The sequence below is a fragment of the Pseudomonas tremae genome (assembly GCF_001401155.1).
Taxonomy (GTDB): Bacteria; Pseudomonadota; Gammaproteobacteria; order Pseudomonadales; family Pseudomonadaceae; genus Aquipseudomonas; species Aquipseudomonas tremae.
Window position 1 is genome coordinate 1 of record NZ_LJRO01000131.1, and the last position, 390, is coordinate 390.

Sequence of the window (390 nt, forward strand, 5' to 3'; positions counted from 1 at the left end):
TCCCAATCCCATATTGCGTCATTGGTAGCCTTGGCGGCCAACCGGTAACGTTCCTGGGCTTCTTCGGTTGCGCGTGCCACCAGATGCTCCCGGGTGCGGTCGCGCAGGATCTTGACGAAGCCAAGGTGAGTATTTTCCTCGTCATACAGCGGCATCATTTCGCCAGACGCCCAGAACAGCTGACCATCCTTGCGCAGGTGCCAGCGTTCGTCCGACGCTCGGCCGACGCTCGGCCGACGCTCAGAGCGAGTTGCATTTCATGTTCGATCCGGCCGCAGGCGCGGTCCTCCGGCGTGAAGAAACGCTCCGCATCCTGCCCGACCATTTGTGCAGCGGACCAGCCTAACACCTGTTCTGCACCCGGATTCCCTGTCTCTTATACACATCTAA

The 390-nt window shown here is 60.0% G+C and carries 1 pseudogene; it reads right to left on the bottom strand.

Annotated features, from left to right (window positions below):
- Positions 1-367: pseudogene (locus ALO43_RS31375) on the bottom strand (PAS domain-containing protein); the annotation flags it as partial.
- Positions 368-390: the final 23 nt, after the last annotated feature.